The sequence below is a fragment of the Pseudomonas gingeri genome (assembly GCF_013385425.1).
Taxonomy (GTDB): Bacteria; Pseudomonadota; Gammaproteobacteria; order Pseudomonadales; family Pseudomonadaceae; genus Aquipseudomonas; species Aquipseudomonas gingeri_D.
This window is the reverse complement of record NZ_JACAQA010000027.1, coordinates 160,476-181,328: the sequence shown is the minus strand read 5'-3', so window position 1 is coordinate 181,328 and position 20,853 is coordinate 160,476. Positions and strand designations below refer to the sequence as shown.

Below are 20,853 nucleotides of genomic sequence, written 5' to 3'. Positions count from 1 at the left end.
GTGGGTTTCATGGCGCGCTTACCCATTATGTGCTTGAGCATGCCGGTGGAACGAGCGTTGATGGGATTCGTCACGGAACGCAGGAGGCCGCCATTAAAGCGGCTAAAGCCCTGGGGCACAGCCCCTTGGTAGGGCGTGTACGTGATACCAGCAAAGGTAACCCTGACCACTGGAGGTCAGCATAGCTGAATTGAGTGGTCAAAACGATTAGAGCAAAACTAGGGTAGATTCTAGCCCGGTAAGGGCTTATGGTTGAAAATGCCCATTTCGCCAGCCTGTGACGGTCTGGCGTAGCGTAAGGATGGGCTCGAAGTCCTGATTCACGACACGTTTTCCCTCATGCCAAAGCTCTGTTGTCCTCATCGGGCAACAGGGCTTTCTATATCTAGGGGCGTGGCGCACAGGCACCGCAATCTACTAGGCTACCGGGCTCGCTTTTAACTTAGCTTGCTAATACGTCCCGAAAAACATCAGGTCGAAGTGCCGCGATATGCAGCAATGATCTGGCAGCACCAGACGGAGAGCGTCGCCCTTGCTCCCATTCCTGAAGCGTTCGCACCGACACGCCTAGCAGTTCGGCAAATTTGGGTTGTGACAGCCCCGTCTTGCTGCGTGCTTCGGCGGCCTCGGTCACTTCTACCCGATGCACTTCACCATGGCGGCCGGCCTTCACATCAATGATGGCGGCTAACAGCTCTTCGCCTAGGTTGCGTTTGGCATCACGCGCCAAGAGTTCTTTTTCAGTCAGGACCATGATTCATCTCCTTTGCGATTTTGCGCAGGACATGCGCCGGTATGTTCTCGGTAGCACCTTTGCCGTAGATCAGCAGGGCAACCAATGCTCCGCTAGCGAGTTGCGTGGTATAGATCACCCTCACGGCACCGCTTTTGCCACGGCCATCCATGCTCCAGCGTACTTTTCGGCAACCTTCAGAACCGGGTATGACCGCTCCCGCATCCGGGTTGTTGGCCAGATAGGACATGAAGGCACCACGTTCTTCTTCAGTCCAGTAATCGGGCCAAAGCTTGCTAAACAGTGGGGATTCGATAATTGTCAGCATGCGCAGATCATACGTCTTTGACGTAGTTTTCTGCAAGGGCGTCTATTTTTGAGTGAAAGCCCTTGCTTAAAAATTGCTACATCAGACTTTTTCAGGCGGGAAAACATCAATAGGTATTGGGATGGCTAGGCTAGTCCGCCCAATCCATCATCGGGGTGATGCGGAAGCGTCGAGATGGCTCGGATTGGGGGGGGAGTTCAAAGGCATGAACGGCCCGTCGCTGTGGCACAGTCTGTACTCGGCACGGGCTTGCGTGGCGAATGAGGCTCAGGTTTTGAGTGTTGCCGAAGATTGCTGCTTCACCACTTTCGGTTGCATAGGCACACTCCGCGCCCTATAGTCGAACTTCGCAGCAAATTCTGCGAGCGACCTTGGCCGGTCGGAATTGCAGCAGGCGCACCAGCGCCCAACTCACCCTTGCAGGCGCTTTTTTTATGCCTGTGATGTGGTTTCATGGCGGCTGTGCGCGGGACACCTTCGGGTGTGCCGGGACCTGTTGCCCTGGTCGGCCAACCCGTGTACAGCTGCCACCCTCACTCGCTTGGCCGCGAATGGTGGTAGCTCTTGGTAATCAACAGGAGCTTTACCAAATGGACTACACCCCCCTCGATTCATCCAAACCCACCGAACACACCATCCTTTTCATCGACAGACAAGCCCCACTGCATGATCTGCTGGCCTGTGCCGCCCAACGCATTACGTCTGCGCGGGATATGCTGGACAGCGTGTCGTGCATGAGCACTCATCACTCGGATGGTATCGATTTGATGCGTATTTCTGGCGTGGCCGCGCTGTTGCTACAAGATGGTTGTGATGTGCTGCGGGTCGTTGAGCAGCGCTTAATGGCCTGACCCTGTATCGGGTGGCGTGTCGCTCAACGAAATGATCAGGTGTTATCTGATGGCGATCGGGCAGGCACGCCCCCTTGGAAAACCGTCCTCTTTTCAGAGTTCCGGTTCATAGATCATCAAGGGAGATCTTTATGGTTGGCGCGTTCTCACGTTCATGGCAGATAGCGACCAGTTCCATGTCCTCCAAGAGCTCCATCATAGCCTCATACTCTGTATCGGGAACGCAGTAGAGTGCTGGCTCGTTGCGATTGATGGGGGACACAGGGACGTTGCCGTCAGCCGTCACGGAGTCAATTGGATTTTTCTTCAGGTTGGAGATTCTTGCGACCGTTTGTGACAGCAAAATATGAGTCACGAAAGAGCTCCTTGCGGATATTAACGGAGGATTGGCTACCATTCTTGTCAGCCTACGGGAGCTTAACTTTTCTAGTGTGTGGGATGTTTCTGGTGGTCGTCTAGGAACTGTCTCAAACAGCGGTATCGCTCTTCTTTTGGTGTTTATCTGCCTTTATATCTAGCGCCATTTTTCATACATCAAGGATGTGAATATGGCGCACGGATTCATCAATGAAAAGACCACTCATTACCCCAGTCTAAAAAGCCAGCTGCTGATACAGCGCGGCTCACATGCGCTCACCAAGTTCGACACGATCAATAGTCACCTGCGCCGCTCGATGGTGACCCCAGGGCAACTGGTGATCGTGCCCGACGACAGCACGGCGTCCTGCACCTTTGAAGAGGCCTGGTTGATGACACGGGCCCGGGAAGTCGATCTGGCCCTGAGTCTCGACCCCAGGGCGGGTGTCGAGATCCTGAACAACTATGATTTGTTGCAGGGGTTGCTGGGTTATAGCTCGATTGGCATCGGCAGCACCACGGCGGCCTGGGGACGGCATTTGAGTGGGTTGAGGACACCTTGAAGGAAATCGAAAAACTGCATCAGCAGCATTTGAAAGGCGGTGCTTCAGCCAGGGCTGAGTTCATCGCCAAGCGGCAGGTACTGTTCCAGAAGTTGGACACGCAACTCCAGGGCGTCGGCCATTACGGAACCAGCCTGCGGCATAACAAGTCGATCAAGAAGATGCTCGGCATTTCCACCCGGAGCTACCTGCATCGCCAGGAAATCGACGGGTATGCACAACGGATCAACAAGATTGCCAGCACCTCCCGTTTCCTGAGCAAAGGTGGCTATGTGGGTATGGCGCTGGACGTGGGGGCGGCGGGGTTGGCGATTCAGGAGGCGTGTTCGATGGGGCGGGAGGAACAGTGCAGGAAGGCGCGCTATGTGGAAGGAGCCAAAGCGGCGGGCGGGATTACGGGCTCTTACTACGGAGGAAAATTTGGAGCACGTGCGGGGCTGCTGGTTTGCGGCCTTGGATTGGGCATCGTATCAGGGGGATGGGGAGCGTTGAGTTGCCGAATCATTGCTGGAGCCGCAGGTGGCTATATCGGCGGACTGCTCGGGGGAGGAGCGGGAGAGTTTACAGGGGATGTGATTTATGAGAGGGCACATTGATGATGACGTTAGAGATCGCGGGTGCTTTTCTAGTTCTGCTCCTGAATTTCTTTGGTCTCGGTCTTTCGGCCTATGTCGCTAAAACCAAGCTGGATCTGGCTGAGGTTTACCTCAAGGATAATGTGGTGGTGATGGCGGAACGCCGATACTGGAGAGGTAACTCCTATAACGACCGAATGGCGAGGACGTTTGCCATCGGTGGGCTTTTCGTGTTTTCAACGCGTTGCATACGACGTGGGTGGCTTACCGAGCAAGAGTTGGAGTCCATTCCAATAACCCTCAGGCGCTGGTTCGTCGTCCCTTTTTACTTAGGGATGCTGTTTTTATCGATTGCTATCATTTATTGGGGATGGCAACAGTTTTAATAAATGCCTTCTTATGGAGGTGTATCAAATTGTAGCTATTTTTGACACATTTTTTCATGTTCCCTGGTGTCGATTTGTGCATGCTTGAGCAACTTCCATAAGCTTCTCCTGAGCGACTGATCGGTCCTTTCGCCTGCTCGAAAAGTTTCATGTTCGAAAGCTTGAGGTGTTTCAACGCATCAGCGAATATCGCCGGTCTCAGCTATACCCCTATATAGAGTCCTCAGACTCAACAGCCAGGCACCCGGCCTGACACAGCATGCCGGAACTTGACTTTCAATTCGCAGAAGAGGTTTCGCGTCTATGCAAGACAGCCATATCATTATCAGGCCGCTGTCGGAGATTGATGCGCAACCGTACAGGGAAATCCGCCTTCGCGCGATTGTCGATGCCCCCTCCACCATGTGGCCAACGGCCGAGGAAGAGCTGGCGTGGCCGGTGGCGCAAACCGAGGCCCTGCTTCATGCCACTGTGCATGAGATTGTGTTCGGGGCCTTTGCCGGAGAACACCTGATAGGGGTCACCAGCCTGCACCGTGAGCCTGTTCGACAGGCCGAGCACACCGGCTTTGTATGGGGCGTCTTTGTTGATTCGGCTTATCGTCGACAAGGCGTCGCGCGCAAACTCTTCGAAGCCGTCGTCGCGCAGGCCAGGGCGACTGGCGTCATTCAGCTCCATCTGTCCGTCAATACCGAGAACTTCGCCGCCAGCAACTTCTATCGCTCGCTTGGCTTCGAGTCCTTCGGCATCAAGCCCCGCGTGCTGTGGGTCGGCGGACGCTTTTATGATGAAGAGCAAATGGGGCTGCGCCTGGACGACTGACGCAGAGATGTACCCTGATGGCGGCCAAGTGTGCCGAGCAACGATCACGTGGTCGGCCCGGCGCCAGTCTAGGTTTTCTCGGGTAGCTCCGCTTCTTCCACCATCACGCAGTTGCGGCCGTTCTGCTTGGCCCGGTACAGCAGCTTGTCCGCCTTCTCGAATACGGCGGCGACGGATTCCCTCTCTGGCGTCCAGAGGGCAACGCCGAACGAAACCGTGATGTGTCCGACGGTATCGATGGCTTTGCTTTCGATCGAGGCCCGAAGCCGTTCGGCCACTTCGGCCGCCGTCTTGAGCGAGCTGTCCGGGAGCAGCAGCACAAACTCTTCACCGCCCACCCGGCAGGGCAAGTCGTTCGCCCGTGAGTTCTGTTTCATCAGGTCGGCGACGATTCGAAGGGTTTCATCGCCCGCACCATGACCGAAGGTGTCGTTTACCCGCTTGAAGTGATCGATGTCCAGGGACACAACGGCAAATGAATGACCGGTTTCCTCCCAGAGCGTCAGCGCATCTTGCATGGCCCGGCGATTGGCCAGCCCGGTCAGCGCATCGCTCTGGGCCTGCCGGTTCAGCCGGCTGATCTTTTCCTGCAGCAGGCCGACGCTGAACAGCAGGGCCCGACGGATTTGCCAGGCTTCGTTGAAAAAGGCTGAAACCGCACTGATGCGCTTGTAGCTGTCAGGCGCATCCAGGCGTTTCGCATACCTGGCCAGCAGGGAAAGGGGGCTGGCTATCTTCGTCCCCGACCACCAGATGAGCACGAGGCCGAGCAGTCCCAGCGGGGCGATTCCCTTGCCGACCTTGATCATCAGGTGATTCAGCGTCGCCAGGGTATTGTTGAGCGGCTGTTGTGAAACGACGCCCCATCCGCTGCTGGAAACGGTTTCGAAGCCGGCAAGCATCTCGATGCCGTTGGCATCGTGGGACTGGAGGCTACCGTTCCTGTTTTGCAAGGCGGCATCCACGATGGGGTCATCTCCCACGATGGTGCCGATGTTGTCGGGTCGAGGGTGATAGAGCACGCGACGTGTTTTGTCGACCAGATAAACATAGGCCCCGTCATGGCGGACATGCTGATCGACCAGGGTGTGCAGGGCGTTTTCCTGGTCGAGCCGGACGGTCCCGCCGATAAGGCCCAGGTATTCTCCCCTGGCGCCGAATACGGGATAAGAGATGAAGATCACGAGATTGCCGGCGATCGACTTGAATGCGTTGCTGATCTTCGGCTCGCGGCTTTGCAGGGGCTCTGTGTTGCGCAGCGCCTGGCCATTGATGTTCAGACTCTCTGGCGCCGATGCCACGACCGTGCCGGAGGCGTTGGCCATCAGGATGGAGTTGAAACTGTTGTCCTGATTCAGCAATCGCAAGGCTTCGTCACCCAGGCGTCCCTGGTCGTTAAAACCCTTGCTGATAACACTGGCGCTGTATTTGAGCTTGTCGATGTCGGAGCTGAGGACTTGCTCGATACCCGCGGCGATTCTTGAGGCATAGTCCTTGTTGTTATCGAGTGCGTGGGTAATCAGTTCCTGTTTCTGAACCTTGTAGATAACCCAGAAACTGTTGGCCAGGGTGGTGACTGCGGAGAGTAGTGCAATCAGCAGGATGAGAGTGCGCAGGTTAAGCGTTGGCTTTGGCCGGGTGGGCATTTGATGAGATCCGGATAGACATGGGAATACCTGTAGCGTGGGTGAAGCACGGGGACGATGGGCGCGCGTGGCTTACGCGGCCCTATCGTTCCCGGGGTCTGCTATTGCTGGGGGGGCCTTCAACCGCGGCGTGTCAGCCCCGTTAGTGTATCGGCAATTGTCTTGGTCCGCCGAGAGGTCCCTTCGGTCATCTGGCCGGAGTCTTCCAGGGCGTCGAGCAAGCTGCGCAGGGTGCCCACGGCCGTGGACTGGTCTTCGATCTGCACCGCGACTTTCTGGATCTCGGACGACAGTCGATCGATATCCACGCCGATCTCCCCGGCATTCTTGCGGGTGATCTCCGCCAGTTTGCGCACTTCATCGGCCACCACGGCAAAGCCTCGGCCCATTTCGCCGGCCCGGGCCGCTTCGATGGCAGCGTTGAGGGCGAGCAGGTTGGTCTGGCCGGCGATCTGCTGGATCACCTGCACGATCGATTGGATGCGCAGGCTCGATTGCGCCAGCTCACGGGCGCCGCCGACCACTTCGTCGGCCTGGGTGGACAGGCCGTCGAAGGTCGAGCGCGCTTCGGCGGCGACGTCGTGTTGCCGGTCGATGGTGGTGGCCAGGTCGTCCATCGACAGGTGCAGCTCCTGGGAATAGTGCTGCAACTGGCCCGCGATCTGTTCCTGATGGCGGTTGGCCTGGTCGAGCACGGTGCCCAGGTCGGTCAGGCCGTGGAACACCGGTTGCAGGTTTTCGTCGAGGCCGCTCACGTCGAGGGTGCTGACGAAGTTGTTGTTCTTGAAGGCTTCTATCTGCTTGACCAGCACATGGTTGAGGCCCACCAGTTTCTTGATCTGACGGCGCAGGAAGAAGGCCTTGAATTCGCCGTAGTGGATCGGGAAGCGGTCGACGTAGTCATCCTCGAAACTGGCCCCCTTGGCGACGCGGAAGAAAAAGATCGCGGTCAGGGTCTGGTTGAGGTTGAGCCCCAGGATTTCGCCGAAGGTGGAAAAGCCGATCAACGGCACGTCGCCGAACAGGCCGGTCATGGCGTCCAGTTCCGAGCCGTTGTTCAGCCGGCGCAGGATGCAGTCGTTGAGGATGCCGGCAATCGGCTGGCCGCCCTTGCCCTGCAGGAAGCGTTGGTAGTCGGTACGGGTGGCGTCGCGGATCGAGGTGCGTTTGACCATGAGTAGCTCTTCGCCCGGCGCCACGTCGCAGAACAGGTGCACCAGGCCTTGCGCCGGGTCGATGCGGGCGATGGAGCGGACAAACAGTTCCTGGCCCACGCGGATAGCGAAGGAGTAGTCGCCCAGGTGCTGCTCCAGTGTCTGCGGCGTGCATTTGAACGCATCAGCCAGGGCCTGGACCATGGTCTTGATATTGCCTTGGGCGTCGATGACCTGGTGAATGGTGCGATCTTCCAGGGACGCGGTCAGGACGCTGAAGGTCAGCGTCGAGGGTTGGAAATTCTGGCTTTTGAATACGCCAAAACGGATACCGGGCGAGCACTTGAGAAAGACGATCTGGGCGTGGTTCTCGTAACTCCGGTTGCCGTCATGGATCAGGGTTTTCTTGAAATCGCCCTTGCCGCCCGCCGAGCCACCGACGAACAGGCAGGGGAAACGGCCGGATTCGTAAAGGGCTTCCATAAAGAAGGATTCGGACGCCGAGAGGCCATCGAAGAGGATGTAGGCCAGGGTGTCACGCTGGTCAATCTGGGTGCGGACTTGCGCCGCCTTGAGGTTGTGTACCAGGCGGGAGATGCGCTCGCGCATGCTGATGCGTTTGCTATCGCCGCGGATGTCGGCGCACTCCAGGGACACCATGGCGATTTCCGCGCTGGCGATCACGCTGCGATCGAACAACTGCAGCACGATCCGGTCCCAGCGTTCGCCGGTAGGGCAGTAGAGCTGGCTGGCCGTGCCGCAGAGTTCGCCGGATGTGGTGCACAGGCTGATGATGCAGCTCGGGAAACGCTGGCGGACCGTGCGGGCGATCTGGTCAAGGTCCAGGTGCGGGGACACGAAGCCGGAGATGAATACCGGCTCCAGGCGAACTGCCTGCAGCTTGGCCTGTAGTTCACTGGCGGTACTGAGCACGCTGAGGGTGCCCGACGACGAGGAGTGGGTCCGGTTGAGCAAATGAGAGAGATTCATCAAGGACTACCTCAGGGTAAACCGCGGATTGTTATTGTGGATAACAGCGGTCCTTTGCCGTAGGGGCGCTTGCAGGGCTTGGCGATGCTGATTTGAGCGTTGTCCCGGCGCAACCCGTGCTGTTCAGCGTGATATCAATGTGATTTTGAGTTTTGATTTTGATCAATGAAACCGGTCAGGCTGACTTCGCCGACGGTTGTTGGTTGCACGACAATGCGCATCTGTCAGAGCAGAGAGGGGCAGGTCGCTTGCAACGAATCATGTAGTCTATGGGGCTGAACGCTCCCAACATGCGTAGGCTAAATCAAGAGTACCTGACCATGGTCCGAGATCTCCTGGTTCTGATCGAACTGGCTCCCGAAAGTCTTGTTCGCCTGGAAGCCGCCGGCTTCAAAACCCATGTGGCGTTGTCGGCTGAAGTGAAGGCCGGCACGCTCAAGGCTCTCGGCCCTCAGATTCAAGCCGTTCTGACAAACGGGTCTACGGGACTCTCGGCCGACGAAATGGCCTCCCTGCCTCAACTCAAGATCATCTGCGCCCAGGGCGCGGGCTACGAAAAGGTCGATCTGGTTGCGGCTCGTGCACGCGACATCGTCGTGACACACGGCCCCGGCACCAATGACGCCTCGGTCGCTGACCATGCGATCGCCTTGTTGATGGCCATTGTCAGAGGCATTCCGCAAGCCGACGCCGCCGTTCGTCACGGCCAATGGGCCCACTCCAGACAGCCACGTCCCATGCTCTCGAAAAAGAAACTGGGGATCCTGGGGCTAGGTAATATCGGGCAGCAGATTGCCCGGCGTGGCGTCGGCGGATTCGAGATGTCGGTGGGGTATCACAGTCGTCATCCACGGCACGACTCGCCCTTCACCTATTTTGATACGCCGGTGGCCTTGGCAAGCTGGGCCGATTTTCTGATCGTGGCCACGCCCGGTGGTGCGGGGACATTTCATCGGGTCGACACCACGGTACTGAAGGCCCTTGGCCCCGACGGCTTTCTGGTCAATATCGCCCGAGGCAGCGTGGTTGATACCGCTGCGCTTATCTCGGCACTGACAAACAGGGAAATTGCCGGGGCGGCACTGGATGTCGTGGAAGGCGAGCCTGAGGTGCCGGCGGCGTTCGCCAACCTGAATAACTTGATCCTGACGCCGCATATAGCGGGGCGCTCACCGGAAGCGGTCACCGCCACGCTGCAGCTGGTCATTGAAAACCTGACGGCGTATTTCTCAGGAAGCCCTGTCCTGACACCGGTGCCCTGATACTGGCCGCTGTGCCAATGTTTGCGCTTCTTCCATTTTTTATTCGTAATTAATATTCAGGGCGCTGTACGCCACAATAGCTACATCCCCGGTGGTGTCAGAGGTTTGATTGTAATTCCCGGCTTTGAAATACAAATTTACGCCGTCCCATCCTGACTTCGGAAAGATGAACGTCTTGCTTGATGTCTGACCCGCCGCTGTCACCTTAACCTGCAAGGTCATTTCATTGTCAGAGCCTTTGGCTTCTATCGTGTAATCTATTTTGTCGTTAAGGCTGATGCCGGATAACAAGGTTGATCGGCTCTCGTTGTCGCCATAGTGCGTTTTTGTTCCCGCAATAATGGCGCCGTCCTTCCAGCGGAGCTTGAGCAGCTCCGATCCACCTGGTTTATCCCCATGAATCTGCGCGAAGATAATGGACTTGGTGTGTGGGTTCTGCACGATATAGGCTTCACCGGACTGGCTGGCATTCAGTGGGCCGCCGATGGTGAATTCTCTCTTGGCTCTCAGCTCAACGCGGGGGTAGTCGCTGTGGGCGGTGGCTTTGAGTCCTGAGGGGGTGCTGAAAATGATGGCGCCCTCAGGCACGCCTTTGTGACAATTGTTTGATGTGTAGCAGTTTGTGTAGAAATATGAATTCTGCAAGTTGTTGGTTATCGATATTTCTTCTGGCAGGTTGGCGTCATTGAAATCCTGGAGAAGGTACGAGCTGGTCAGCGTTGGAAAGTTATGGCCTGGTGCTTTGCTGGCATCGAGTGAAAAGGCGTAGGTGCAACTGAGTGTCATGGTGATAGCGGCTGTGAAGTTGATAATGGATTTGGTGCTGATCAGTTTGTATGGGCTCGCCATCATCTTCTGTTACTCCAAGTGCTGATTTGGATTGGATCACTTTAAAAGAGCAGGGCTTTAGAGCGCTACGATAGCGTGCCGGGTCCCGGCCACCCAATGAAATATGAGTCATCAGCGTTTCTGGTCCGCAGGCTATTCGTTTATGATCACGCTAACTTTTACGTTTTCCAGAGGATTGGCCATGGCGGAACTCTTGGCGGTGATCTCCATTACCCTGTTGGCTGTCATCAGCCCTGGCCCCGATTTCGCCATGGTGACGCGTAACAGCCTGATGTTGTCCCGTCGAGCGGGCGTGCTCACGGCCCTGGGCATCGGGCTGGGCGTGCTGGTCCACGTCAGCTATACGCTGATTGGTTTGGGGCTGCTGATCCAGCAGTCGCTGTGGTTGTTCAACACCATCAAGCTGGCAGGGGCTGCGTACCTGATCTGGCTGGGGGTGAAGATGTTGCGGACCCAGCCCAGCGGAACGCTGGCCGAGAGCGCTGTCGCACCACTGTCGGACTTTGCCGCGCTGCGCACGGGTTTCCTGACCAATGTCCTGAACCCGAAGACGACGATCTTTATCATCAGCCTGTTCATGCAAGTGGTACGTCCCGATACGCCGCTGGCCGTGCAGATCGGCTACGGGGCTTTTATCTCGGGTGCGCATATGGCCTGGTTCAGTGTGGTGGCCTTGTGCTTTTCGGCGAGCGCCGTGCGTGAACGGTTGATGGCGGTGCGTCACTGGATCGACCGCGCGTTCGGCGGGTTGCTGGTGGGTTTTGGTGTTTTGCTGGCTGTTGCCAGAGGGGTGCGCTGACGGTGCATGGGTTGCAAGATGCATTCAAGATCGTAAAGGAACTGTCTTGATTGCAATCAATGCTCAAAATGCGTTCGAATTTCGATGCGTGATCATTCTGGAGACCAATGTACTGTCCGAAATAATGCGACCTGATAAAGAACTCCAAATCCATGAGCACTCGTGGACTCCAGGCGTCATCTACCCGCCCCTAGGCACAAACCTTGGCAATCTGCTCACGCAGCCAGGTATTGGCACTGTTTTGCTCGGCTTTCCTGTCCCACAACATGTCGATGGTGAAATTGGGCAAACCCGCCGGCGGCTTGCAAAACGCGAACTTGGTTTCATCACAGATCCGCCTCTGGAGACGGCGAGGCAACATCAGAACGAGATCGGTTCCACTGAGCATTTCAAGTGCCGCCACATAACTGTTGGCGCGGGCGACTATCTGCCGGGTATAGCCCTGTTTGCCGAGCCAGCCGTCCACCATGTTGGTGTCTGAGGTCCAGGGCGTCGGAAAGATATGCTGGCGCGCGACAAAGGTGTCCAGGTTGAACCTGTTCTCTGGCGGCGTGAAATGCTTGTCGACCACGCACACCAGATCGTCGTCCAGCAGGATCTTTGATTTGAAGGGCTTGGCGTCACGATGAAAGTTCGGACCGGCACAAATCACCAGGTCAATACGACCGTCGACCAATTGTTCGACCGGAACATCCTTGTGGAACTTGTGGGTGTTCACAATGATCGGCAGGTGGCTCTTGATAAAACTTTTCAGCAGGTCGGGGAGGATCAGGAGTTCGAAGTACTCCGGTGCACAAATATTAAAAGTGATCTCTTTTTCGGTCGGGTCAAATACGTTGACTGCGGAATGACACAGGTTGATGTTTTTTATAATGTTGACCACATGGCTGTACATGCTGGTGGCCTTGCTGGTCGGCCACATGGCATTACGGGTGTGGATGAACAACTCGTCCTCGAAGCTGGTCCGCAGCTTTTTCAGGCAGTAGCTGACCGTGGACTGGCTGACGCAAAGGGTTTCGGAAACCTCGGTGACGCTGCTCTGCTCATAAACCGCGACGAATACCATCAGGTCCTGCATGTCCAGCTTTCTGAGCAAATTGCTATTGAGCATAAAATCCGTCTCGGTCAGGTTCCATAGGCGTTACTTTTGCTCATGTTTGTAGACAAGCAGCCGATTGACATATTAGGGGATGGAATTTGTTTTTTAAATAGCCTGTGGGCGACCCCTTCACTATAAAGGCCTGGCCCTCGCGTTATCCTTGCCAAGAAGAAAATCGCCATGATTCATGATTGTATCTCCCTCGTTGTGGTCGCCAGCGACGCCTCGGTCCTTCAGGCCCACGCGGGATGAGCATGAATATTGCCAACTGGCTGGACGCCGCCGGCCAGCGTTGCCCGGAGCGACCGGCCTTGTTCGAAGGGCAACGGCAAGTCGCCAACTATGGTGCCTTTGCCGCCCTGGTCCGCTACCGCGCTGACGGCGCGCCCCTGTACCTGTCGGATCGGGTGGATCCGACAGCGCTGCGCCCGTGGTTGAAGGCAGGGGCAAATGACCCCTTCGTTCCCTGAAGAACGTTTCCACGGAGCCCTGTTTCCAATGGCAGGCTGATCAGCCAGGAAAGAACCGCGACGACTAGCGGATGTGTTGTGCGTAGTGCTTCGGATTGAAGCGCAGGACCATCACGATCATGACGGTCATCACCGCCGTCAGTGACCACCAGGCCCACTCGAAGCTGCCCAGCTGGTCACGAATCACCCCGGCAATCAGCGGCGAGAGCCCGGCGATCAGATAACCGATGCCTTGCACGAAGGCGGTCAGGCCGCCGGCACGACGCGGGTTGTCCAGGTGGTCGAGGGAAACGATCAGGCTCATCGGGAACAACCCGCCGATACCCAGGCCCAGCAGGCATGGCCAGAGCAGGGTGAAGCGTTCCGGGCTGAGGATCAGGCCGCAGAAGCCGGCGATGATCAACGCAAGCAAGACCGCCAGCACCAGGCGTCGGTCCTGGCTGCGGTTGGCGATTGCCGGGGTGACCAGGCCGGACACCACTTCCATGGCGGTCAGCAGGCCCAGCAGCAAGCCGGCGCTTTGTTCGCTCCAGCCTTTTTCCACGTAGTAGGGCGCCAGCCAGGCCAGCACGCAGGTGTAGGACGCCGTGCCCAGGCCGAAGAAGATCGCCAGCAGCCAGGCCCTCGAATTGCCGAAGAATGACTCCTGTTGGGTGCTGGTCGAGGTCTGCGGCAAGTGCGGGACCGCCGAGCGCTGGGCGAACCAGACCACCAGGCCGACCAGCGCCAGCAGCGCCCAGATGGCGAGGCTGATCCGCCAGCTTCCAGTCTGTGCCAGGACGAACGGCGAGAACGACGCCGCGAGCGCCGCGCCGCCCATGATCGAGGTCACGTAGATCCCCATGAACAGCGAGACGTTGTGGCTGTAGCGCGACTTGATCAGCGCCGGCATCACCGCTTGGATCAGGGCGATCCCGAGACCCGCGAGTACCGCACTGAGGATCAGCTCGACGGTGCTCTCCAGGTAGAGTCGCGAAGCCGTCGCCAGGCCGATGACCAGCAAGGACAGGACGATGGTGCGGTGTTCGCCGAAGCGCTGGGCGATGCGCATGCCGAGGAACATGGCCAAACCCATCGCCATGACCGGCAGCATGGTCAGTAACGACGCGGCGCTGAAACTCAAGGGGATATCCCCGCGAATCGCCGACAGCAAGGGCCCGACCGCGGCCATCGACGGCCGCAGATTGAGGGCGACCAACACCACACTGACCATCAACCCTGCGGCGTGGGTGCTTGAAGCTCGTACATGTTCCATTCGGGAGCCTTGGTTAACAAAGCTCTAATTAGGCCGTCGCGGATGGGCAGGCGCAATTTGATAAGTAGGCTGGGATATCGAGAAATTAGGATTCAGCCGCTTTCAGGAGCGAAAGGTGCCCGAGTGCCGCCAGATGCAGTTGACGGTACGCCGCCACCAATTGATCAAGACTGAACGCACGATTACGCCCGCTGGGATTGGGCAGCACCCAGACCGCCGCATGGCCGAAGGTCTGTGGCTGAAGTCCCCAGGCGATGTTTCGTTGGCCGGACAATCCGCAGTACGCCGCCTTGCCGAGAAAGGCCACGAAGCGCGGGGCGTAGCGGGCGATCTTGTGCTCAAAGTCCCTGGAGATGGCGGTGAATTCAGCGGAAGACAGCTGATCCGCGCGCGCCGTGGGCCGTTCAACCACGGCGGTCAATCCACACCCATGCTGCAAGATTGTCCGGTCGTTTTCCGGGCGGATTTCCTCAGGGGTAAAGCCGGCCAGATGCAGCGTGCGCCAGAAACGATTGCTTCTGCCGGCAAAGTGATGCCCCTGGGCGGCGGCCAGTAGTCCCGGATTGATACCGCAGAAAATCACCGCAAGGCCTTCATCAAGAATGTCTTCGAGTCTTTCAGCCACCCCACACCTCGCAAGCCTGGCGGGTGCCAAGCACCTCGTTCGAGCTCATCCGCAGATCACCTTGACCGCATTGCGTGCCAGCTCCGTCAATTCGGCGCGGGGTTTGCCCGCCCGAGCCCGTATCGAAAGGCTGTGCAGCAGGGAGGAGGCGAGTACGGCAAGGGCGGCCGGGTCGGCATCGCCTTTCAATTCGCCAGCGGCGACGGCCAGGCGCAGGCGCGCTTCGAGATCGGCGTCGAGCTGGCTCAGGCGATCCGCAAGCAGGTCGCGTATTTCACGGTCTTCGGCAGCCTCGGTGGTGGCCGTGCCGATCACAAAGCAGCCCCGTGGCTGACCGTCACCCGAGAAATAGATCGACAACTGCCCCTCGTAGAAACCCAGCAACGCCTCGCGCAAGGTCAGCGTGCTGTCCGTCAGGGCCTCGTGCACGGCGGCGCAGGCCTGCGCCCAATACTGCTCGAACGCCTTGATATAGAGGGCATGCTTGTCGCCGAACGCCGCATAGAGACTGGGACGGTTCATGCCCGCCGCCGTGGCGATGCTGTCCAGTGACGCGCCGGCATACCCGGTGCTCCAGAAAACCCCAAGCGCCTGCTGCAGCGCGGTCTGCGGGTCATACGCACGAGGCCGGCCGCGGCCTTTGGCTTCGGTGACTTTATTTTGTGCCATGTTGTATAAAAATCCTTGAGTGAAGGCTTGCGTGGGGATATTCTTACACCATCGCACAAAATTAAGGAACCATAAGTTCCTGAATCTCGGATTTGTTGTGGCGGAGCTCGAACCGGGTGGTGCTGCGATGAAACAGGTGCCCTGGAGACACCCTCCAGGCCGCGCATGGACTGCTTTCTCACAGCGACCCCGATTTCCCGGTTAAAGGTGCATTCGATCATGACCCAACAGTTCGACATCCCCGCTTCGCAGACCTTTGAGCATCCAGGGCCGAACCCGGCTGGTACGCTTGTCCGCAAACCGTTCAAGGAGCGGTTGCGGCCATGGCTGATGGTGGGTGTTCCAGTGCTTTTCGCGGCCGTCGGGTATGCCCGCTATCTGGCCGGCGAACCCTATGTCTCGACCGATAATGCCTACGCCCGGGTGGCGAAGGCCTCGGTCAATGCCCGGGTTTCCGGGCAGGTGGTGGACATCGCCGTTGAGGACAATCAGCCGGTACGCAAGGGCCAGGTGCTGTTTCGGATCAATCCGGAGCCGTTCCAGATCGCGGTCAACCGCGCCGAAGCCCAACTGAACGTAGCGCGGCTGCGTATCCAGGGACTCAAGAGCAGCTACCGCCAGCAACAGGCCGAACTGCAATCGGCCAAGGAGTCGGCCGGCTTCGACCAAAAGGAGCTCACCCGCAAGCAGGCGCTGGTGGCGACCGAGTTTGTCTCGCGCTCTGTTTATGAGCGCGCGGACACCGACCTTAAAATGGCGCGGCAGCACGTGGCGTCTATCGAACAACAGATCGCCAGCACGGTGGTTGCGCTGAACGGCAATCCGGATATCGACGTCGACAGCCACCCGGCGATTCGTGAGGCCAAGGCGCAGCTGGATGAGGCGCAGCTCTATCTTTCCTACGCGACGGTGTATGCGCCGGACGATGGCATCGTCGCCAAGGTCGACGATTTGCAGGTGGGCAACTATGTCAGCAATGGGGCGCCAGCTTTTGCCCTGCTGTCTCGGCGGGTTTGGGTCGAGGCCAACTTCCGTGAAACGGAGGTGACCCATATGCATCCGGGCCAGGCCGCGATGATCCGTATTGACACCTATCCGGGGCACGCCTTCAAGGCCCACGTGATCAGCATGAGCCCGGGGGCCGGCGCGGACTTCGCCCTGTTGCCGCCGGAAAATGCCACCGGCAACTGGGTCAAGGTGGTCCAGCGGGTTCCGGTTCGACTTGAACTCGATCAAGCCGATCCGGATCTGCCGTTGTTCTCCGGCACCAGCGCCACGGTCCAGGTCGATACCGGCTATCGCTCGTCCTGGTGGAAGCCGATCGCGGCGCTGTTGAGCGCGGGGACTGACCAATGAACGCCAAGCCCGGAGAAGAGGGCGCGCTTACGCTCAGGTTTGCCGCGCTGTTCGTGACCTATATGCAGTCCGCCAGCCTGCCGCTGCCGAATGCGGTGCTCCGGTTTATCCAGGGGGCGATGTCGATGAGTGATGACCAGGCGGGTTGGGTCTTCACTTCGTATCTGGCGGCGAGCGCGATCACCCTGCCGCTGGCGCAGTGGCTTGCCGGGAGATTCGGTTTGAAGCGGGTGTATCAAGCCGCGATAGCCGGCTTTGTCCTGGGTTTGTTGCTCGCGACCCAGGCAACGACGCCGCTGGAGTTCGTCGGTGCACGGATTATCCAGGGCGCCGCGAGTGGCGTGCTGGCACCGCTGTCGATGGCGATTGCCATGGAGACTTTACCGCCCGCACGGCGCGGGACCTTTGGCCCGATATGGACGGCCATTGTGCTGCTGGGCATCGTCAGTGGCCCGAGTCTCGGTGGCTGGCTTGGCGAGCTTTACGGTTGGCGTTCGATCTTCTACATCAGCGTTCCGTTGTCGCTGTTCATCTTCCTCGTGGTGACATTTTTGTTGCCGGAGAAAAAGGCCGAGAAACGTCCGCCCTTTGACTTCTTCGGTTTCGGTAGCTTCACGCTCGGCATGATCGGCCTGCAAATGCTGCTCGACCGTGGGGAGCGCCTGGAGTGGTTCGACTCGCTGGAAATCTGGCTGGAAGCCCTGGCCTGTGCGCTGGGGCTCTACCTGTTCGTGGTGCATGTGCTGACCGCCAAGGTGCATTTCCTCAGCAAGGGCTTGTTCCGGGATCGCAACTTCGTGCTGTCGACCGTGATGTTTTTCGCCCTCGGTTTTGTGCTGCTGTCGACCATGGCGCTGACCTCGCCGATGCTGGATGAACTGCTCGGTTTTCCGCCTGACACCACGGGCTACCTGACGATACCGCGGGGTGTCGGGTTGGTCGGTGCGTTCCTGCTGATGGGCCGTGTTCCCGAACGTTTCGACCGCCGGCCCTTCGTGGCGGGGGGCATCGCCATGGTGATCTATGCCAACTGGCTGATGCTCGGTTATTCACCCTTGATGGACGGCTGGCCGGTGGCGGTTGCCGGTTCGCTCCAGGGCGCCGGTCTCGGGGTATTGATGCCGGCGCTGAGCAAGGTGGCGTTCAGCACCCTGGACCCGAAGCTGCGCCCGGAAGGGACGGGCTTTTTCAATCTGGCCCGTGTCTATGGCAGCACCCTGGGCGTGGCGGTGGTGCAGGCCTGTTTCTTCAACAACACGCAGGCGATGCATCAGGCGCTGGCCAGTCATCTGACCGCGTATCGCATGGCCGCCTCGACGTCCTTGCCGGCGCTGGGCGCGCTCAACGAAATGATCACCGGCCAGGCGGCCTTCATCGCCATCGTCGACCAATTCAAGATTTTGCTGTGGGTGATGCTGCTGGTGAGTCCGCTGGTGGTGTTGCTTCGCAAACCCGTTCCGACCAACTAGTTTTCGTGGAGTCTGGCAAATGAAACCCAATGCATTCGTCCTCAACAGACACCTCTTCCCGACGACGGTCGGTGCGGTGTCGGCGGCTTTTTTCCTGTCCGCCTGTACCGTCGGCCCTGACTACAAGGCACCCTCGGAAAGCGCGTCGCAGCACTATGACCAGCAGGCCGAGCAGGGCCTCGGTCAGAAGGGCCGGATTGACCTGGGCCAGAAGATCAACGGTGACTGGTGGTCGGCCTTTCAATCACCCAAGCTCGACCGGGTTGTCCGTCGGGCAATCGAGGGCAATCTTGAGCTGGTGGCGGTTGACGCGACGCTCCGGCAGGCGGCTTCGTCCGTGGTTGCGGCGCAAGGCGCGCTCTATCCGCGGGTCGATTTTGCCGCCCAGGCCGGTCGCCAGCGGGTCCATACCGCCGCCGACCCATCGGTGGCCAACTTCTACAGCATCGGGCCTCAAGTCAGCTTCGACCTGGATGCGTTCGGTGGTAACAAGCGGCGGGTCGAACAACAAGCGGCTTTGGTTGATCTTCAGACGCATCGCTACGAGGCGGCGTATCTGAGCCTGACCGGCAACGTCGCCAGCCAGGCGCTGCTGGTGGCCTCTGCCAACGCGCAAATGGCGGCGGTCGAGAAACTGCTGGCCGATGACACCCGGAATCTTGAGCTGGTGCGCATGGCCCACCTCAATGGCAGCACCACGCAGGTCGATGTTGCGCTGGCCGAGACACGCTTGGCGCAGGATCGCACGCTGTTGCCGTCCCTGGCCCAGCAGCGGGATGCGGCACGTCATGCGCTGTCGATTCTGACCGGGAAGGGGCCGGCCGACTGGATTGCGCCGGACTTCGACCTGGCCGAATTTGCCTTGCCCTCCGGTGTGCCGGTCAGCCTGCCCTCGGAAATGGCCCACGACCGGCCCGATGTCCGGCAAGCCGAGGCTGACTTGCAGATGGCCAGTGCCGCCGTGGGGATCGCGACCGCGAACCTGTATCCGCATGTCGAGCTTTCCGCATCGTTGGCGCAGGGCGCTTCCGGCAATGGCGGCGCGGCGCTCTGGGGCTTTGCGGCGGGACTGGCGGGGCCGATCTTCGATGGCGGAACGCTCAAGGCTGAACGCCAGGCAGCCGTCGACGGCTACAAGGCGTCTCTCGCCGGCTACCAGCAGACGGTCATCCAATCCTTCGGCCAGGTCGCTGACACGTTGCAGGCCATCAACCATGACGAGCAGGAAAACCTCGCCCAAGGGGACGCGCTGCGCGCCGCCGAAACCAGTTTGCGCTTGAACCAACAGGCCTATGCGCAAGGCGAGAACAGTGTTCTTCAAGTGCTGGAGGCCGAGCGTGCGTATCAACAGGCGCTGCTGGGACAGATCCGCGTGAAGACCGCGCGGTATCTCGACACGGTGCGCTTGTTCGTGGCGCTGGGCGGTAACTCCGTCGGTGTACTTGGGCAAAAAGTGGCGGGTCGCTGACAGCGGCAAGGCCGAACCCATAGCCGAGCCATGTCTTGGCGGACCGTTTCCGCGAACTGGCCGGCCTCCCGAAATTTTATGAACGGTCACTGCCGTGGTTGCGGTAGTGGCCCCAGGCAATGGAGTAAAGGCATGACTTATCACGATGCGCTTCGCGACACCAAATTCCCTATTGCCCACGGAACTGGCGAGATGCCGGCCGTTGGTTTTGGCACGCTGTTTCGAGACCTCTCGGTGACCACGCAAGCGGTCAAGGCCGCGTTGGAAACGGGCTTTCGTCATTTCGATTGTGCGGAGCGCTATCGCAACGAAGAAGGTGTCGGTGTTGCTCTGCAGGAGGTTTTACAGGCCGGCAAGGTTCGGCGAGAAGAGCTGTTCATTACCACCAAGCTGTGGAATACCAACCATCGTCCCGAGCGCGTCGAGCCGGCATTTGCCGCCAGCTGCCGCCGACTTCAGGTGGATTACATCGATTGCTACCTGATCCATACGCCGTTTGCCTTTCAGCCCGGCGATGACCAGGACCCGAGGGATTTTCAGGGGCATGTCATCTACGATTCGGGTGTCACCCTGATCGAGACCTGGAGGGCCCTTGAGCGCCTGGTGGATGAAGGCCGGTGCAGGTCCATCGGTTTGTCTGATATCACCCTGGACGCGTTGAAAGCGCTGGTGGCCGTGGCGCGGATAAAACCCGCCGTCGTGCAGGTTGAATCCCACCCTTATCTGCCTGAATGGGAACTGCTCGAGTTCTGCCAGGAGCACGGGATTATCCTCCTGGCATTTGCGCCACTGGGGCATGGCATGGAACCCAATGTGCTGGAAGAACCGGTGATGACCGCAATCGCCCAGTGCTTGCAGAAAACCCCGGCGCAAGTCGCATTGGCCTGGGCGGTACAGCGGGGAACCGCTTTTCTGACCACCAGCGCAACACCGAGCCATATCCAGGAAAACTTCGATATTGCCACCTTGCCGCATCGGGCCATGGCTGAAATCCGGGACGATATCACCACCCGGATACGCTTCAACTCGGTAGTGGAAACCGGCGTGCCCGGGTTTATTCCGCGCAAGAAATAACGCGTAAGCAGGGGGCGGCTTTTGCAGGGTCGCCCTTTTTTTACGAGCCATTC

Annotated in this window: 23 protein-coding genes and 1 pseudogene; 13 read left to right on the top strand and 11 right to left on the bottom strand. The window is 58.8% G+C overall.

What is annotated here, in order from left to right:
- The coding region (locus tag HX830_RS31920) for a hypothetical protein (protein ID WP_218171397.1) at positions 1–185 on the top strand (185 nt) is incomplete at its 5' end.
- 257 nt (positions 186–442) lie between these two features.
- Here the strand turns inward: HX830_RS31920 and HX830_RS26225 are convergent.
- Both HX830_RS26225 and HX830_RS26220 read right to left on the bottom strand, forming a co-directional pair.
- Positions 443–754, bottom strand: coding sequence for a helix-turn-helix domain-containing protein (locus tag HX830_RS26225; RefSeq protein ID WP_121138781.1), 312 nt, complete (start codon positions 752–754; stop codon positions 443–445).
- Positions 741–1,061, bottom strand: a complete 321-nt coding sequence (locus HX830_RS26220; RefSeq protein ID WP_177103536.1) for a transcriptional regulator — start codon at positions 1,059–1,061, stop codon at positions 741–743. Before HX830_RS26220 ends, HX830_RS26225 begins: the two co-directional genes overlap by 14 nt.
- Positions 1,062–1,651: 590 nt before the next feature.
- Between HX830_RS26220 and HX830_RS26215 the strand changes: the two genes are divergently transcribed.
- On the top strand, positions 1,652–1,912 hold the full coding sequence (locus HX830_RS26215; protein WP_100942911.1) for a hypothetical protein: 261 nt from the start codon (positions 1,652–1,654) through the stop codon (positions 1,910–1,912).
- A gap of 106 nt (positions 1,913–2,018) precedes the next feature.
- Here HX830_RS26215 and HX830_RS26210 read toward each other — a convergent pair whose 3' ends face one another.
- A complete protein-coding gene (locus HX830_RS26210; protein ID WP_177103534.1) occupies positions 2,019–2,267 on the bottom strand; it encodes a plasmid stabilization protein in 249 nt (82 codons plus the stop codon).
- Between the two features lie 193 nt (positions 2,268–2,460).
- Between HX830_RS26210 and HX830_RS32650 the strand changes: the two genes are divergently transcribed.
- From HX830_RS32650 to HX830_RS26195, 4 genes are all read left to right on the top strand, one after another.
- Positions 2,461–2,832 (top strand): hypothetical protein, encoded by a 372-nt coding sequence (locus HX830_RS32650; protein WP_371317546.1) that lies wholly within the window; start codon positions 2,461–2,463, stop codon positions 2,830–2,832.
- Positions 2,829–3,428 carry a hypothetical protein gene (locus HX830_RS32645; RefSeq protein ID WP_371317545.1) on the top strand — a complete coding sequence of 200 codons (600 nt, stop codon included), beginning with the start codon at positions 2,829–2,831 and terminating at the stop codon, positions 3,426–3,428. The genes HX830_RS32650 and HX830_RS32645 overlap by 4 nt, the downstream gene beginning before the upstream one ends.
- On the top strand, positions 3,428–3,793 hold the full coding sequence (locus HX830_RS26200) for a hypothetical protein (RefSeq protein ID WP_177103532.1): 366 nt from the start codon (positions 3,428–3,430) through the stop codon (positions 3,791–3,793). Before HX830_RS32645 ends, HX830_RS26200 begins: the two co-directional genes overlap by 1 nt.
- A gap of 303 nt (positions 3,794–4,096) precedes the next feature.
- Positions 4,097–4,615: a GNAT family N-acetyltransferase gene (locus HX830_RS26195; RefSeq protein WP_103495754.1), complete on the top strand. Its 519-nt coding sequence runs from the start codon at positions 4,097–4,099 to the stop codon at positions 4,613–4,615.
- Positions 4,616–4,683: 68 nt separating this feature from the next.
- Here HX830_RS26195 and HX830_RS26190 read toward each other — a convergent pair whose 3' ends face one another.
- The 3 genes and pseudogenes from HX830_RS26190 to HX830_RS32635 form a co-directional block, all read right to left on the bottom strand.
- The gene (locus HX830_RS26190) at positions 4,684–6,261 is read right to left on the bottom strand and encodes a sensor domain-containing diguanylate cyclase (protein WP_177103530.1); all 1,578 of its coding nucleotides are present in this window, start codon (positions 6,259–6,261) and stop codon (positions 4,684–4,686) included.
- A 119-nt stretch (positions 6,262–6,380) separates the two neighbouring features.
- Positions 6,381–6,878, bottom strand: a complete 498-nt coding sequence (locus HX830_RS32640; protein WP_370868259.1) for a methyl-accepting chemotaxis protein — start codon at positions 6,876–6,878, stop codon at positions 6,381–6,383.
- A gap of 372 nt (positions 6,879–7,250) precedes the next feature.
- Positions 7,251–8,405 (bottom strand): annotated as a pseudogene (locus HX830_RS32635) (FIST signal transduction protein); the annotation flags it as partial.
- 320 nt (positions 8,406–8,725) lie between these two features.
- Here HX830_RS32635 and HX830_RS26180 point away from each other — a divergent pair.
- Positions 8,726–9,667 carry a 2-hydroxyacid dehydrogenase gene (locus tag HX830_RS26180; RefSeq protein WP_177103526.1) on the top strand — a complete coding sequence of 314 codons (942 nt, stop codon included), beginning with the start codon at positions 8,726–8,728 and terminating at the stop codon, positions 9,665–9,667.
- Between the two features lie 39 nt (positions 9,668–9,706).
- Here HX830_RS26180 and HX830_RS26175 read toward each other — a convergent pair whose 3' ends face one another.
- The gene (locus HX830_RS26175) at positions 9,707–10,519 is read right to left on the bottom strand and encodes a polysaccharide lyase family 7 protein (RefSeq protein WP_256350653.1); all 813 of its coding nucleotides are present in this window, start codon (positions 10,517–10,519) and stop codon (positions 9,707–9,709) included.
- A gap of 178 nt (positions 10,520–10,697) precedes the next feature.
- Between HX830_RS26175 and HX830_RS26170 the strand changes: the two genes are divergently transcribed.
- The gene (locus HX830_RS26170) at positions 10,698–11,315 is read left to right on the top strand and encodes a LysE family transporter (RefSeq protein WP_152737448.1); all 618 of its coding nucleotides are present in this window, start codon (positions 10,698–10,700) and stop codon (positions 11,313–11,315) included.
- Positions 11,316–11,505: 190 nt separating this feature from the next.
- Here HX830_RS26170 and HX830_RS26165 read toward each other — a convergent pair whose 3' ends face one another.
- A complete protein-coding gene (locus tag HX830_RS26165) occupies positions 11,506–12,426 on the bottom strand; it encodes a LysR family transcriptional regulator (RefSeq protein WP_177103524.1) in 921 nt (306 codons plus the stop codon).
- A 236-nt stretch (positions 12,427–12,662) separates the two neighbouring features.
- Here HX830_RS26165 and HX830_RS26160 point away from each other — a divergent pair, with 236 nt between their 5' ends.
- Positions 12,663–12,884, top strand: a complete 222-nt coding sequence (locus HX830_RS26160) for a hypothetical protein (RefSeq protein ID WP_177103307.1) — start codon at positions 12,663–12,665, stop codon at positions 12,882–12,884.
- A 64-nt stretch (positions 12,885–12,948) separates the two neighbouring features.
- Here the strand turns inward: HX830_RS26160 and HX830_RS26155 are convergent, their stop codons facing one another.
- The 3 genes from HX830_RS26155 to HX830_RS26145 all read right to left on the bottom strand — a co-directional run bounded on the left by HX830_RS26155 (position 12,949) and on the right by HX830_RS26145 (position 15,433).
- The gene (locus HX830_RS26155) at positions 12,949–14,139 is read right to left on the bottom strand and encodes a cyanate transporter (RefSeq protein WP_177103522.1); all 1,191 of its coding nucleotides are present in this window, start codon (positions 14,137–14,139) and stop codon (positions 12,949–12,951) included.
- 85 nt (positions 14,140–14,224) lie between these two features.
- A complete protein-coding gene (mug, locus tag HX830_RS26150; RefSeq protein ID WP_177103520.1) occupies positions 14,225–14,764 on the bottom strand; it encodes a G/U mismatch-specific DNA glycosylase in 540 nt (179 codons plus the stop codon).
- Positions 14,765–14,809: 45 nt separating this feature from the next.
- Positions 14,810–15,433 carry a TetR/AcrR family transcriptional regulator gene (locus tag HX830_RS26145; protein ID WP_152737452.1) on the bottom strand — a complete coding sequence of 208 codons (624 nt, stop codon included), beginning with the start codon at positions 15,431–15,433 and terminating at the stop codon, positions 14,810–14,812.
- Positions 15,434–15,652: 219 nt separating this feature from the next.
- Between HX830_RS26145 and HX830_RS26140 the strand changes: the two genes are divergently transcribed.
- The 4 genes from HX830_RS26140 (at position 15,653) to HX830_RS26125 (ending at position 20,800) form a co-directional block, all read left to right on the top strand.
- Positions 15,653–16,789 (top strand): HlyD family secretion protein, encoded by a 1,137-nt coding sequence (locus HX830_RS26140; protein WP_152737453.1) that lies wholly within the window; start codon positions 15,653–15,655, stop codon positions 16,787–16,789.
- Complete coding sequence (locus HX830_RS26135; protein ID WP_152737454.1) at positions 16,786–18,258, top strand: DHA2 family efflux MFS transporter permease subunit; 1,473 nt, start codon at positions 16,786–16,788, stop codon at positions 18,256–18,258. The genes HX830_RS26140 and HX830_RS26135 overlap by 4 nt, the downstream gene beginning before the upstream one ends.
- 19 nt (positions 18,259–18,277) lie before the next feature.
- Positions 18,278–19,726 (top strand): efflux transporter outer membrane subunit, encoded by a 1,449-nt coding sequence (locus HX830_RS26130; RefSeq protein WP_177103518.1) that lies wholly within the window; start codon positions 18,278–18,280, stop codon positions 19,724–19,726.
- 132 nt (positions 19,727–19,858) lie between these two features.
- Positions 19,859–20,800 (top strand): aldo/keto reductase, encoded by a 942-nt coding sequence (locus HX830_RS26125; RefSeq protein WP_177103516.1) that lies wholly within the window; start codon positions 19,859–19,861, stop codon positions 20,798–20,800.
- Positions 20,801–20,853: the final 53 nt, after the last annotated feature.

What these genes read in the sequence shown, in the direction of transcription:
- HX830_RS26190 (WP_177103530.1), bottom strand. Translation starts at nt 6,261, where the DNA reads ATGCCCACCCGGCCAAAGCCAACGCTTAACCTGCGCACTCTCATCCTG.
- HX830_RS26135 (WP_152737454.1), top strand. Translation starts at nt 16,786, where the DNA reads ATGAACGCCAAGCCCGGAGAAGAGGGCGCGCTTACGCTCAGGTTTGCC.
- HX830_RS26180 (WP_177103526.1), top strand. Translation starts at nt 8,726, where the DNA reads ATGGTCCGAGATCTCCTGGTTCTGATCGAACTGGCTCCCGAAAGTCTT.
- HX830_RS26145 (WP_152737452.1), bottom strand. Translation starts at nt 15,433, where the DNA reads ATGGCACAAAATAAAGTCACCGAAGCCAAAGGCCGCGGCCGGCCTCGT.
- HX830_RS26175 (WP_256350653.1), bottom strand. Translation starts at nt 10,519, where the DNA reads ATGATGGCGAGCCCATACAAACTGATCAGCACCAAATCCATTATCAAC.
- HX830_RS26170 (WP_152737448.1), top strand. Translation starts at nt 10,698, where the DNA reads ATGGCGGAACTCTTGGCGGTGATCTCCATTACCCTGTTGGCTGTCATC.
- HX830_RS32640 (WP_370868259.1), bottom strand. Translation starts at nt 6,878, where the DNA reads ATGGACGACCTGGCCACCACCATCGACCGGCAACACGACGTCGCCGCC.
- HX830_RS26225 (WP_121138781.1), bottom strand. Translation starts at nt 754, where the DNA reads ATGGTCCTGACTGAAAAAGAACTCTTGGCGCGTGATGCCAAACGCAAC.
- HX830_RS26125 (WP_177103516.1), top strand. Translation starts at nt 19,859, where the DNA reads ATGACTTATCACGATGCGCTTCGCGACACCAAATTCCCTATTGCCCAC.
- HX830_RS32650 (WP_371317546.1), top strand. Translation starts at nt 2,461, where the DNA reads ATGGCGCACGGATTCATCAATGAAAAGACCACTCATTACCCCAGTCTA.
- HX830_RS26215 (WP_100942911.1), top strand. Translation starts at nt 1,652, where the DNA reads ATGGACTACACCCCCCTCGATTCATCCAAACCCACCGAACACACCATC.
- HX830_RS26155 (WP_177103522.1), bottom strand. Translation starts at nt 14,139, where the DNA reads ATGGAACATGTACGAGCTTCAAGCACCCACGCCGCAGGGTTGATGGTC.
- HX830_RS26200 (WP_177103532.1), top strand. Translation starts at nt 3,428, where the DNA reads ATGATGACGTTAGAGATCGCGGGTGCTTTTCTAGTTCTGCTCCTGAAT.
- HX830_RS26165 (WP_177103524.1), bottom strand. Translation starts at nt 12,426, where the DNA reads ATGCTCAATAGCAATTTGCTCAGAAAGCTGGACATGCAGGACCTGATG.
- HX830_RS26195 (WP_103495754.1), top strand. Translation starts at nt 4,097, where the DNA reads ATGCAAGACAGCCATATCATTATCAGGCCGCTGTCGGAGATTGATGCG.
- HX830_RS26140 (WP_152737453.1), top strand. Translation starts at nt 15,653, where the DNA reads ATGACCCAACAGTTCGACATCCCCGCTTCGCAGACCTTTGAGCATCCA.
- HX830_RS26160 (WP_177103307.1), top strand. Translation starts at nt 12,663, where the DNA reads ATGAGCATGAATATTGCCAACTGGCTGGACGCCGCCGGCCAGCGTTGC.
- HX830_RS26130 (WP_177103518.1), top strand. Translation starts at nt 18,278, where the DNA reads ATGAAACCCAATGCATTCGTCCTCAACAGACACCTCTTCCCGACGACG.
- HX830_RS26220 (WP_177103536.1), bottom strand. Translation starts at nt 1,061, where the DNA reads ATGCTGACAATTATCGAATCCCCACTGTTTAGCAAGCTTTGGCCCGAT.